This window comes from Brucella anthropi ATCC 49188 (genome assembly GCF_000017405.1).
Lineage (GTDB): Bacteria > Pseudomonadota > Alphaproteobacteria > Rhizobiales > Rhizobiaceae > Brucella > Brucella anthropi.
This window is the reverse complement of sequence record NC_009667.1, coordinates 306441-318998: the sequence shown is the minus strand read 5'-3', so window position 1 is coordinate 318998 and position 12558 is coordinate 306441. Positions and strand designations below refer to the sequence as shown.

Below are 12558 nucleotides of genomic sequence, written 5' to 3'. Positions count from 1 at the left end.
TTAGTGAGCCACGGCGGCAGCAGCCGCTTCATCGATCAGGCGACCGGTGGTGAAGCGTTCAAGCGTGAAGGGTGCGTTGATCCAGTGTGGTTCGTCGCGGGCAATTGTATGCGCAAAAACATGCGCCGAACCCGGTGTCGCCTTGAAGCCGCCCGTGCCCCAGCCGCAATTCACGAAGAGGCCCGGCACCGGCGTCTTGCCGATAATCGGCGAACGATCCGGCGTGACATCAACAATACCGCCCCATTTGCGCAGCATCCGCATACGGGTGAAGATCGGGAAGACTTCGCAGATGGCCGCAAGCGTATGCTCGATCAGCGGCAGGCCGCCGCGCTGGCTGTAGGACACATATTGGTCAGTGCCGGAACCGATCACCAGCTCGCCCTTGTCGGACTGGCTGATATAGGCATGAACCGTGTTGGACATGACCACACATGGGAAGATCGGCTTGACCGGCTCGGACACCAGCGCCTGTAGCGGGAAGCTTTCAAGCGGCATACGCACGCCTGCTGTATCCATGACAATGGACGTGCTGCCAGCAGCAGAAACCGCCACTTTCTTCGCCTTGATGAAACCACGTGGCGTATCAACGCCGGTCACGCGGCCCGATGCATCACGGCGGATGGCCGTGACCGGGCAATTCTGGATGATATCAACGCCGCGCTCCGTCGCACCACGCGCATAGCCCCAGGCAACCGCATCGTGACGGGCCACGCCGCCGCGCCGCTGCAAGGTGGCGCCAACAACCGGATAGCGCGCATTGGCTGAAATATCGAGCGGCGGACAATATTCCTTCGCCTGCTCCTTGGTCAGCCATTCATTGTCGATGCCGTTGAGACGATTGGCATGGATGTGACGCTTGAAGCTCTGCACATCATGCACCGTATGGGCCAGCATCATCACGCCGCGCTGCGAGAACATGACGTTGTAGTTGAGGTCCTGGCTCAAGCCTTCCCACAGCTTCATCGCATGTTCGTAAAGATGCGCGCTCTCATCATAGAGATAGTTGGAGCGGATAATCGTGGTGTTGCGCCCGGTATTGCCGCCACCAAGCCAGCCTTTTTCGATGACCGCGACATTGGTGATGCCATGTTCCTTGGCCAGATAATAGGCCGCACCCAGACCATGCCCGCCAGCGCCGACGATGATCACGTCATATTCGGCCTTGGGTTCGGCATTCGGCCATTGCGGCTTCCAGTTCTTGTTGCCGGAAAGCGCATTTTTAATAATAGAAGCTGCAGAAAAACGGGACATAGACAACCACCAGTTTCGCGACCGCAAGCGCCCTGTCGGCACAAGCGAAGCCTTTGATGATATTTCTATTGTTTCCGTTTCAAACCCGACAGCAGGCTTGCGTCAAAAGACGCCACAAATACGACATGCCCACCATTTCGCGACATCTGGTCCATCTCATACAAGTGGGCCCGCGTCTGCAACCTGACGGCAAAGCAGTTTCAAAAATCGCCCCTGTAAAATAGGACAACATTATTGTCCTTTTCCCTTTTCTTTTATTGCGCAAAGGACTACGCATTCTTTCGTAAAATCGCGTCCAAAATAAAAGAAACGCAAGAAAGGTGATTCCGTGACTAAGGAGAATCTACTCGAAAGTGCACTTGTCCGTCTGGACGAGGCTGCAGGCCACATCAACATCGATGCGGACGTCATCGAGAAGCTGAAATATGCACGTGAGACCATGAAAGTGCGACTGATGATCCGCATGGATGATGGTTCGCGCAAATCCTTTCTTGCATGGCGCTGCCGCTACGACGACACGCGCGGACCGACGAAGGGCGGCATCCGCTATCATCCGGAATCGACCGCGGAAGAGGTTGAAACGCTGGCCTTCTGGATGACTTTCAAATGCGCCGTCATGAACCTGCCTTATGGCGGCGGAAAGGGTGCAATTCAGGTCGATCCACGTCAACTTTCAAAGGCTGAGCTGGAGCGTCTTTCGCGCGCCTATATCCAGGCTTTCTCCGGCATTATCGGGCCGGATCGCGACATTCCGGCACCGGATGTCTATACCAATTCCATGATCATGGGCTGGATGGCAGACGAATATTCCCAGATCGTCGGACAATCCTCGCCTGCCGTCATCACCGGCAAGCCGCTGGCACTTGGCGGTTCGCTTGGACGCAATGATGCCACGGCGCGCGGCGGCTTCTATCTCGTGCGCCATCTGTCGCACGATCTGGGCCTTGCTGCGCAGCTTCGCGTCACGGTTCAGGGCTTCGGCAATGCCGGTCAGTTCATCGCCAAGCTGATGGCAAGCGATGGTCACAAGATCGTTGCCGTATCGGATTCGTCCGGTGCTGTTTATTGCGCCAACGGCCTTGATCTCGATGCGCTTCTGGAAGCGAAAGCACAAAACAAGTCGGTTGTCTCGACAGCTGGCAAGAACGGCCATGAAGCCATCACTCCCGATGAGTTGCTTGCAGCCGACTGCGATGTTCTGGTGCCGAGCGCCATGGAAAACATGATCCATGCCGACAACGCAGCTTCCATCAAGGCCAAGCTTATTGTCGAGCTTGCAAATGGTCCAGTGACACCGGAAGCAGACGAAATCCTTGCAAATAACGGCGTCATCGTTCTGCCGGATATTCTCGCCAATGCAGGCGGCGTTACGGTTTCCTATTTCGAATGGGTGCAGAACCGTCAGGGCTATTACTGGACGCTTGAAGAAATCCATGAGCGCCTGAAAACCATCATGGAACGTGAAGGGCGCGCCATCTGGAACCATGCCAAGCAGCACAATGTGACGGTTCGCTCGGCAGCTTATGTCCATGCGCTGCAGCGTCTTGCACAGGCTATTGAAGCACACGGCACGCAAAACGATTTTGCTGCCTGATCCAGCCTTTTGACATTACCCCTCCTGCCAGCCTGCTGTCAGGAGGGGTGTCGAACGGCGGTTTCCTTTTCCCGTTGGCGCTATAGTTTACCTTCACAAGGAAAAACCAGCGCGATGGGATGATGAGCATGTCGTACAGAAACCTATTCAAGGGAAGTGCCATCGCACTTGCCCTCTTTGCAGGCGCAGTTCAGTTTTCCAGCCTCGCGCAGGCACAGGTGGTCGTGTCTTCCAAGATCGACACTGAGGGCGGCGTCCTTGGCAACATCATTCTGGCCATTCTGAATGCGAATGGTATCCAGACCACTGATCGTATCCAGCTCGGCGCCACGCCGGTCGTCCGCAAGGCGATCATCGCTGGCGAAATCGACATCTATCCCGAATATACGGGCAATGCCGCCTTCTTCTTCAACAAGGCTGACGATCCGCTCTGGAAAGACCCAGCCAAAGCTTATGGGACTGCAAAGCAGCTCGATTACGATGCCAACAAGATCGTCTGGCTGGCGCCCTCACCGGCAAACAACACCTGGGGCATTGCAGTGCGCAAGGATGTCGCCGACGAAAACAAGCTTACGAACCTGAGCGAATTCGGAAAGTACATTTCAGGCGGTGGAAAGGTCATTCTGGCCGCATCCTCGGAATTCGTGAACTCGGCAGCAGCCCTGCCCGCTTTCCAGACCGCCTATAGCTTCACCCTGAAACCCGACCAGCTCATCACACTTTCCGGCGGAGACACGGCTGCAACCATTGCTGCCGCTGCCAACCAGACCAGCGGCGCCAACGCGGCCATGGTCTACGGCACCGATGGCGGCATCGCGCCTTCCGGACTTGTCGTTCTCGAAGACGACAAGCATGTGCAGCCGGTCTACCAGCCCGCCCCGATCATCCGTGAGGAAGTCTTGAAGAAAAATCCGAAGATCGAGGAACTTCTGAAACCCGTCTTCGAGAAACTCGATCTGACCACCCTTCAGGAACTCAACGGTCGCGTGCAACTGGGTGGCGAACCGGCAAAGGCGGTTGCCGAGGATTTTCTTAAAGCCAACGGATTTCTCAAGTAGAGAGCGCGATAACGGATAATTGCCGGGCATGAGTGCAACACACCAGACGATCCAGGCAAATGGCACGAGGGGCTTGTTTGCATATATCGACAAGCTCGGACTGGTCATTGCGGCAATCGCCTTATCGGGATTGCTTCTGCCATTCGCAAACTTTCGGGCAAACCGCATTGTTCAAGGCGAGCCTCGTTATCTTTTGGATGCCCTGCCGGCCTCATTGGCGCTGCTGTTCGCCGCTGTCGTAGCGGCAGGACTGCTGATCGGCTTTGTCCGCAGCAACAATTTGTTGCGACTGTTCGCGGCTCTGTTCTGCCTCGCATCCGTCATGGTGGCAATCGGTCTGGCCGCGTCATATCTGTCGCCCGAAGGAAACAGATATGCGCGCGTTTCTCCGGCTTCCGGCTTTTGGCTGCTGTTTTTTGCGAGCGCACTTTATGTCGCGGATGGGCTGGTCCGGCTGCGTGCCGGTCCGTTTTTACGGGTCGGACTGCTGGTCATCGCAGGATTACTTCTGGCCGCGCTGCTTTCCTCAGGCCTCTGGGACAGCATCTCATTCATGAAGGAATATCAAAGCCGCGCGGACAGCTTCTGGAACGAAGCGGAGCGGCATATAGCGTTGGCATTGGGATCGCTTGCAGCGGCGACCGCAGTGGGTATTCCGCTGGGGCTTGTCTGCCATCGCTTGGCCGGGTTGCGGGCTTTCGTTCTGAACAGCCTCAATATCGTGCAGACCATTCCGTCAATGGCCCTGTTCGGTATTTTGATTGCGCCACTCGGCTGGGTCGCCACGCAGTTTCCCTGGGCGGGTGCTATCGGTATCCGTGGTATTGGCGCTGCACCGGCATTCGTTGCGCTTTTCCTCTATTCGCTGCTGCCTATCGTGGCAAATACCGTCGCAGGGCTGGCACAGGTGCCGGAACCGGTAACAGACGCAGCCCGCGGCATGGGCATGACGCGCCTGCAACGCCTCTTCAAAACGGAATTTCCGCTCGCTTTTCCCGTTATTCTCACCGGCATACGCATCGTCATGGTGCAGAATATTGGCCTGACGACCATCGCGGCATTGATTGGCGGCGGCGGCTTTGGAACATTCGTCTTTCAGGGCATTGGGCAAACGGCCATGGATCTTGTTCTGCTGGGTGCCTTGCCTACCGTTCTCCTCGCCTTTGCAGCTGCTGTCATTCTCGATGCAGCGATAGAAATCACCGGGAAAGGCAGCTCCCAATGATCGAATTCGACCATATCACGAAGCGTTATAACGGACGCGCAGCGGTGGATGCGGTGAGTTTCACCATCGAACCCCACAGTATTGCTGCCATTGTCGGGACGTCAGGTTCCGGCAAGACGACCCTCCTGCGGATGGTCAATCGTCTGGTCGAGCCGACCGACGGAGAAATCCGCATCGATGGCCGCAGCATCATGGACGAACCTGGTCATGTTCTGCGGCGGCAGATCGGTTACGTCATCCAGCAGAACGGACTGTTTCCGCATCGCACTGTCGCAGAAAACATAGCGACGGTTCCCCTTCTGCTCGGATGGCAGAAACAGCGCATCGATACACGTGTGGATGAACTGCTTGACCTCTTCCAGCTTGAACCAGCGGACTATCGCGACCGCTATCCGCATGAACTTTCCGGAGGGCAACAGCAACGCGTCGGTGTGGCACGCGCACTCGCTGCCGGGCCGAACATCCTTCTCATGGACGAGCCATTCGGGGCACTCGATCCGGTAATCCGAGCCAAGGCACAGGAAGATCTGAAGGCGATCCAGAAGCGGCTCGGCACGACCATAATCCTTGTCACGCACGACATGGAGGAAGCCATATCGCTGGGTGATCGTATCGCCGTCATGGATGACGGAAAATTGCTGCAATATGGTCCACCGGCAGAAATTCTTGCCCGTCCGGCAACCGATTTCGTCGAACGTCTTGTCGGTACGGGCGAACGGCCTTTCCGCCTCCTCTCTCTCATGGACCTTAAAACCGCGCTCCAGCCCGGTGATGCAAGCGGTGCAACAATGCCGGTAACAGCGTCGCAACGCGATGCCCTTGCCGAGCTTCTGTGGTCAGGACGCAAGGCTCTTCCCGTTCTTGATCATGATGGAAGACCACTTGGACAAGTTACGCTCGACAGGCTTCTGCATCAGGCAGAGCGTCCGGCATGAGGTTGTTCCTGTCCCTTGTTCCACGTGCGCTGCTTCTGGGCGTTCTGCTGCTGTTTCTGTGGCGGCCCCATCTTTTCGAGCCGTTGTTTCGACCGCTCGTCGATGAGGGCGTCCCGGTCATTTATGATCGTGCAAACTTCGTGACACTGACTTTGCAGCATCTCGGCCTGGTCGCTCTGGCCGCACTTGCATCCACGATTGTAGCCGTCTCGATGGCAATCTTTGTTACCAGAAAGCAGGGCGCAGAGTTTCTGCCACTCTCACGCAGCCTTGTGAATATCGGCCAGACCTTTCCTCCAGTTGCAGTGCTGGCACTTGCAGTGCCGGTCTTCGGTTTCGGAGACAAGCCGACCCTGATTGCACTCTTCCTCTATGGTCTGCTTCCGATTTTTGAAAATACGCTGACGGGACTAACGACTTTGCCGCCTCCGGTTGTCGAAGCTGCACGCGGCATGGGGATGACCAGCGCGCAACGGCTCGTGAAAGTCGAGGTTCCCCTTGCCATGCCGGTTATTCTGGCAGGTATCAGACTTTCCGTTGTGATCGGCCTTGCAACGGCTACCATTGGCTCGACTGTCGCTGCCAGAACGCTTGGTGAGGTCATCATCGCCGGGCTCATTTCCAACAATCTTGCCTTCGTTTTGCAGGGAGGGCTCGTCGTGGCCGCACTTGCCATACTCATCTTCGATGGGTTTCAGGCAATTGAACATTACCTCATGAAACGTTCCGGGCGAGCCATCTGAACGCATAAGCCTCTTTGAAAGACGTCTCTGCATTCCTATATCCTTGCAAATAACCAGCCAGCGAGGAACGGGATGAATATAGGGCAGGCAGCTGCAGCATCTGGCATATCGGCGAAGATGATCCGCCATTATGAAACAATCGGACTCATTGAAGCTGCCGAGAGAACCGGTTCAGGCTATCGCGTCTATACGCAGAAAGACGTTGAGACGCTGCGCTTCATCCGCCGCAGCCGCGACCTCGGTTTTCAGGTTGAACAGATCAAGGAACTGCTGACGCTCTGGCGCGATCGCAACCGCGCATCGGCTGACGTCAAGAAGGTAGCGCTTGGCCATGTCGAGGAGCTGGAAGCCAAGATGCGTCAGTTGCAGGAAATGGCTGATACGCTGCGCTACCTCGCGAAAAACTGCCACGGGGACAACCGCCCCGATTGCCCGATCATTCACCAGCTCGCAGAAAACAGCGTGGAAAGCCGCAAGCGCCCGGCTCCGCGAAAAGGTGAGTTGCTGCACGGCAAAATCTGAGATTTTCAAATGAAAGCGCCGGGATCACTCCCGGCGTTTTCGTTTCACATCACCAGCTCAGCCTTTCGGCAGAGTATAGGCGATCACGTAATCGCCGGGCTTGGTGCCAACAGAACCATGCCCGCCGGCAACCATCAGAACGAATTGCTGATCGCCGACCGTATAGCTCATTGGCGTCGACTGCCCGCCAGCAGGAAGCCGTGCTTCCCAGAGCTGCTTGCCCGAAGTCAGGTCATAGGCGCGCAGATAATCATCCACGGCTGCACCAAGGAAGGCAACGCCGCCTGCGGTGATCATCGGTCCGCCAATGCCCGGGACGCCGACCTTCAGCGGAAGTGGAACCGGTGACATATCGCGGATCGTTCCATTCCGATGTTTGTAGGCAATCTTACCGGTTCGCAAGTCAACACCAGCGACATAACCCCATGGCGGCGTCTGGCAGGGAATACCGAGCGGACCCAGGAATGGTCCCATGAAGACGCCATAAGGCGCGCCGTCGTTGCGGTTCAAGCCCTGCTCGCTTCCCTTTTCATCCTGTCCTTTCGGCGGAATGTCCGCGCGTGGAACGAGGCGCGAGGTGAAGGCGAGATAGGTCGGCATACCGAACATGACTTGCCGCACCGGATCGACGGCCACGCTGCCCCAGTTGAACACACCGAAATTGCCCGGATAGACAATCGTTCCGCGCAGCGAAGGCGGGGTATATCGGCCTTCATAGAACAGCTCGTGGAACTTGATACGACAAGCGAGCTGATCGAACATCGTCACACCCCACATGTCGCTTTCGCGCAAGGGTGGCGGACTGAAAGTAAGATCGGAGATCGGCTGCGTCGGCGCAGTATGGTCCTCGGGTATCGCGCCTGTCGGAGCTGGAATTTCCCTGACTGGAATGATCGGCTCGCCAGTGCGTCGATCCAGAACATAGAGATCGCCCTGCTTCGTCGGTCCGACCAGTGCCGGAACCCCGTTGATTTCCAGCAGGACCGGCTGGGCTGGAACGTCCATATCCCATAGATCATGGTGAACAGTCTGGCGCACCCAGCGAAGCTGTCCGGTATTCACATCGAGAGCGACGATGGACGAGGAAAACTTCTCCACATTCTCGCTGCGGTCCATACCAAGCTGGTCGGGCACCTTGTTGCCGAGCGGAACAAATATCAGCCCAAGCTTCTCATCGACGCTTGAAACGGACCAGCTGTTGGGTGAGTTGGTCGTGTAGTGCTCCCCCTCCGGCAGCGGCGTGGTGACATCCGGATTGCCCGAATCCCAGTTCCACAGCAGTTGGCCAGTGCGGATATCGAATGCGCGAATGACGCCGGACTGTTCTTCCGTCGAATAATTATCGTTGACGGCACCGCCAACGATGATCTTGTCGCCGACGACCGCAGGGGGTGAAGTGGAGTAGTAATACCCTGCCGGATTGTATTTCATGCCGTGGCTGAGATCGAGAGTTCCACCATTGGCGAAATCCGTGCAGATTTCTCCGGTGGCCGTATCCAGTGCGATCAATCGTGCGTCAGATGTCGGCAAATAGACACGCTCGGAGCATTTCGCTCCAGCTGTTGCGGTCGCATCTTTCCAGTAGCTCACACCACGGCAGGTCTGGTGCTGGCGGTCTGTATTGAAACCGACCTTGGGATCGAATTTCCACTTTTCCTTGCCGGTCGCCGCATCCAGCGCGATTGCCCAGTTATGCGGCGTGCAGAGATAAAGGGAATCGCCGATCTTGAGCGGCGTGACCTGATAGGTCGTTTCGCCCACATCCTGCGGCTGCTTCACATCGCCGGTCTGATACTGCCAGGCAACCTGAAGCTTGGAGACATTCTCCGGCGTTATCTGTGCCAGTGGCGAATAGCGCTGACCGTAAGGCGTTCGACCATATTGATGCCATTCACCATCGGGCATGTTGCCGCCAAGATCGGGCGTTGCAGCGACCTTCTCCGTCGGCAGGTCTCCGGCAATATTGTAGCTATCCTGTGTTATCGCATAGCCTGCGACCACAACTGCGATCACCGAGGCTGCGGCCAGCGGCAGACCACTATCGCCTGCTCCGTTATTCAATGGTTTCCTGATCCAGGGCGTCAGCATCCAGAAGCCGAGCAGCACGATGATGCCGCCGCGTGCGCCAAGCTGCCACCAATCGAAGCCGACTTCATAAACGGCCCAGCCGAGCGATCCAAGAATGACAAGCGCATAGACCCATAATGCTGTGGCGCTGCGCCGGGAAAGCAAAACGGCGGTCAGCAGAAAGCCGATCGCTGCGAGTATGTAATACCAGCTGCCGCCGAGTGCGGCGAGCCAGATGCCTCCCGCGCCGAGCGCAAGCCCGATCAGGAAAAGAACAATAGAAGTTAACCAGATAAGCAAGACATTACCCCCTTCTAGCACAACCGGCATCCCGTCATATGGGCAGGGAAGCCGGGCGGATTAACCGCTCACCAATTTCGAGGCATTCCAGATATGGCCAGATATGGTCAGATATAGGTTGCAAGTCTTGCAGCAATCCGTGTGCCGCACAACTCCCTGCTGCCTACATATCCACATAGGCGAGCATGGAAAAAATCTAGGGAGCGGCAGAGTAATTCTTTCGCCGGAAAGGTCGGGAGGGACTGGTTTCAGTCCAAACGGCATCCTTAATTAAGGCAGAGTGCCGAAAAGAAGCTTTGAGCCGTCAGAAGACGCGAAACGTTGCGCGAATAGGCGTATTTTCGCCCATCAATTGCGGCGAACGCATGGCAAAACTGTGTATATTTCGGCTTTCAGGAGGCTTTTTGGTGGCATCACGCAGAGCCGCGCATGATGAGGTGGCTATCGAGACGGCGAATTTCCTTCTCGACGGCTGCCCCGCTTTCGTGCGCATTGATCCGCGAGAAAAGCATATCGAGACCCAGTTGCGCGATTTGCCGATAATCCTGCGCAACCGTTGTCAGCGGCGGACAGGTGAAGCGGCTGAGAGGATGGTCGTCATGACCGGCGACACGGAGATCGCAGCCCTCCTCGCGCCCGACATGGCGCCGACGCTCGAATGCCGCGGAAATCACGCCGAAAGCCAGACGATCATTGGCACACAGAACCGTGCGCGTCGGAAACCCGCCGCGATCAAAAATCCGGCCTGCCTCCTGATAGCCCAGTTCCTCGAAATTCCAGTTCTTTGCTTCTATGGGAAGGACGATCGGTTCAACGCCAAGCCTTTCCATGGTTTCGATATAGGCCGAACGCCGTTCCAGCGCATTCTGGTTTACGGCCGGCATTTCGAGGAAGCAGGGGTGTTCCCCCGTTCGATAGAGATACTCGGTGATATTCCCTATGCTCTGACGATTATCCGTGCCGACGAACGGCTGATCGTCGCTGATACGGCTGTCCAGGAAAACTGCAGGCGTCGAGTTCGACAGACTGGAAAGAAGCTTCTCATCCGTATCGAAACCGAGCGGAGCCATCAGAACACCCGCAATCTTGAGAGACATCAAGGTGCGCATCGCCCGCGCTTCGAGTTTTCTCTCACCATGAGATGACAGCACGATAGTCCAGTAGCCCTCCGCCAGACAGCGCATCTCGATCTGGCGAATGATTTCCGCGTAGAATGGATCGGATATATGCGGGACGATAACGCCGATGTTCTTCGGCTTCTTGCGATTGAGGCTGACTGCAAAAATGTTGGGCTGATAATTATAGTCTTTCAACGCCTTTTCGATACGAGCCCGCGTGGAAGGCTTTACGCTTTCAGGATTGTCGAAATATTTCGAGACCGTAGGACGAGACAATCCGCTTGCCGCCGCGAACTCTTCCATCGTCCTGATCTTCTGTTCGGTCATGCCCTGCTTTTCCCATTGGGGTATCGAAGCGATTTTTCGGCGCCACCCACTTTTCTTTTCATGCGTAAATTTATTTCCGCCCAGAAGCAACAAATTTCAACACAACAGTGATCAGCAGTCCACGCCTTCACGTGCCTGCTGCAGTTCACGCCTATGTAACCTGCCCAAATTCAATCGTTATAATTTTTACACGTGAAAAATTTTATATTGACACACTGAACAAGCTCTAGCATGTCTAGGGGAGCTCAATCATGGGCTGAAGGCCCTGCCCTTCGGGAGGTTTGAAGTTGGCGACAACTGACGGACCAGCAGGAAAACCGTTGTTCATGTCCCATAGAAGGACGCCCCGGCGAGCGCCGGTCATTCGGAGGAAATCATGTTTCGCAAATCGCTCAGCCGTATTCTCTTTTCCGGCGTAGCTCTGGCCATGATGGCAGGTGCTGCATCTGCCGAAGGCATCGGCGCATCGCTTCTGACCCAGCAGCATCCGTTCTACATCGCGCTCGCAGATGCGATGAAGAAGGAAGCGCAGGCAGAAAATGTACCGCTGGAAGTCTCCATCGCCAATCAGGACCTGAGCAAGCAGCTCGCCGATGTGGAAGATTTCATCACCAAGGGCGTTGACGTCATCATCATCTCGCCGGTTGACAGCAAGGGCGTTCGCTCGGCCATCAACAAGGCTGAAAAGGCTGGCATCAAGGTCATTACCGTCGACGTACCGGCCAACAATGTTGATGTGACCTCCTTTGTGGGCACGGACAACTTCGCAGGCGGCGAAAAGGCTGCCGAACTGATGGCCAAAACCATTGGTGAAAAGGGCAATGTCGCCGTGATCGATTACCCGACGGTTCAGTCGGTCGTGGACCGTATTGAGGGCTTCAAGAAGGGCATTGCCAAATATCCCGACATCAAGATCGTGGCGATCCAGCCGGGCATCACCCGTCCGGAAGCTCTTTCGGCTGCCCAGAACATCCTTCAGGCCAATCCGGATATTGTCGGCATCTTCGGTTTCGGTGACGATGCTGCGCTGGCTGCTGCCTCGGCAGTAAAGTCGGCCAAGCTTGAAAACCAGGTCAAGGTGATCGGCTTCGATGGCATGGAAGAAGCCCGCAATGCCGTCAAAAACGACCCGGTCATGGTCGGCGTTATCGCCCAGTACCCGGACCAGATGGGCAAGGTTGCAGTTGAAACCGCTGCCAAAGTCATCAAGGGCGAGGAAGTTCCAGCCAAGCAGCCAATCGTTCCGGGCGTCGTCACCAAGGACGGCGAAACCAAGTAACACCGCGTGAAACAGCGACACTCCTCCCAGTCGCTGTTTCCTATCTGCGTGCGGCGGCCCGGCGAACACCACGCGCCTTGCCGCCGCCGCAACCCTTTTGAATTGCAGACTTCGCTCGGGATCGATCTTAAAATCC

At 56.3% G+C, this 12558-nt stretch carries 10 protein-coding genes; 7 read left to right on the top strand and 3 right to left on the bottom strand.

Annotated elements, in window-relative coordinates:
• A complete protein-coding gene (locus tag OANT_RS01590) occupies positions 1-1254 on the bottom strand; it encodes a sarcosine oxidase subunit beta family protein (RefSeq protein ID WP_010658072.1) in 1254 nt (417 codons plus the stop codon).
• A 328-nt stretch (positions 1255-1582) separates the two neighbouring features.
• On the opposite strand from OANT_RS01590, the gene OANT_RS01585 reads away from it, so the two are divergent.
• From OANT_RS01585 to cueR, 6 genes are all read left to right on the top strand, one after another.
• Complete coding sequence (locus tag OANT_RS01585) at positions 1583-2848, top strand: Glu/Leu/Phe/Val family dehydrogenase (protein ID WP_011982483.1); 1266 nt, start codon at positions 1583-1585, stop codon at positions 2846-2848.
• 128 nt (positions 2849-2976) lie between these two features.
• Complete coding sequence (gene osmF / locus OANT_RS01580; RefSeq protein WP_011982482.1) at positions 2977-3906, top strand: glycine betaine ABC transporter substrate-binding protein OsmF; 930 nt, start codon at positions 2977-2979, stop codon at positions 3904-3906.
• 19 nt (positions 3907-3925) lie between these two features.
• Complete coding sequence (locus OANT_RS01575) at positions 3926-5131, top strand: ABC transporter permease (protein WP_373366451.1); 1206 nt, start codon at positions 3926-3928, stop codon at positions 5129-5131.
• The gene (locus OANT_RS01570; RefSeq protein ID WP_011982480.1) at positions 5128-6066 is read left to right on the top strand and encodes an ABC transporter ATP-binding protein; all 939 of its coding nucleotides are present in this window, start codon (positions 5128-5130) and stop codon (positions 6064-6066) included. Before OANT_RS01575 ends, OANT_RS01570 begins: the two co-directional genes overlap by 4 nt.
• Complete coding sequence (locus OANT_RS01565) at positions 6063-6809, top strand: ABC transporter permease (protein WP_010658067.1); 747 nt, start codon at positions 6063-6065, stop codon at positions 6807-6809. Before OANT_RS01570 ends, OANT_RS01565 begins: the two co-directional genes overlap by 4 nt.
• A 72-nt stretch (positions 6810-6881) precedes the next feature.
• On the top strand, positions 6882-7331 hold the full coding sequence (gene cueR / locus OANT_RS01560; protein ID WP_010658066.1) for a Cu(I)-responsive transcriptional regulator: 450 nt from the start codon (positions 6882-6884) through the stop codon (positions 7329-7331).
• Positions 7332-7388: 57 nt separating this feature from the next.
• On the opposite strand, the gene OANT_RS01555 is transcribed toward cueR, so the two are convergent.
• Both OANT_RS01555 and OANT_RS01550 read right to left on the bottom strand, forming a co-directional pair.
• Positions 7389-9698 carry a glucose/quinate/shikimate family membrane-bound PQQ-dependent dehydrogenase gene (locus OANT_RS01555; protein ID WP_041544912.1) on the bottom strand — a complete coding sequence of 770 codons (2310 nt, stop codon included), beginning with the start codon at positions 9696-9698 and terminating at the stop codon, positions 7389-7391.
• 413 nt (positions 9699-10111) lie between these two features.
• Positions 10112-11143, bottom strand: coding sequence for a LacI family DNA-binding transcriptional regulator (locus OANT_RS01550; protein WP_011982478.1), 1032 nt, complete (start codon positions 11141-11143; stop codon positions 10112-10114).
• Between the two features lie 376 nt (positions 11144-11519).
• Here OANT_RS01550 and OANT_RS01545 point away from each other — a divergent pair, with 376 nt between their 5' ends.
• On the top strand, positions 11520-12422 hold the full coding sequence (locus OANT_RS01545; RefSeq protein ID WP_011982477.1) for a substrate-binding domain-containing protein: 903 nt from the start codon (positions 11520-11522) through the stop codon (positions 12420-12422).
• Positions 12423-12558 lie beyond the last annotated feature (136 nt).